We start from the raw sequence: 306 nt of genomic DNA, 5'->3' as shown, positions 1-306 counted from the left end.
CCGCCACCAGGGCCTCGCCGCCCAGTCCCTCGGCTGGGGCGCCTGGATGCCGACCGCCGGCATGACGGGGACGCTCTCCGAAACCGACCTGCACCGCATCCACGCCTCCGGAGTCCCGCCCCTCGCCGAGGAGGACGGCCGCGCGCTCCTCGACGCCGCCATGGCCGACGACGAGCCGTACCACGTCGCGACCGGCCGCATGGCCGCCGGTGCCCGCCCGCGCGGTGAGGTGCCGACGATGTTCCGCGCCCTCCTGCCCGGCGGTCGCCGCACGGCCTCCGCCACCGGCACCGGCGCCGCCACCAT

General features: G+C 78.1%; 1 protein-coding gene. It reads left to right on the top strand.

Annotated features, from left to right (window positions below):
- The coding region (locus PUR71_RS00185) for a hypothetical protein (RefSeq protein WP_329924241.1) at window positions 1–306 on the top strand (306 nt) is incomplete at both ends.

The sequence above is a fragment of the Streptomyces sp. SP17BM10 genome, assembly GCF_036322405.1.
Taxonomy (GTDB): domain Bacteria; phylum Actinomycetota; class Actinomycetes; order Streptomycetales; family Streptomycetaceae; genus Kitasatospora.
This window is presented reverse-complemented; position numbering and strand designations above follow the sequence as displayed.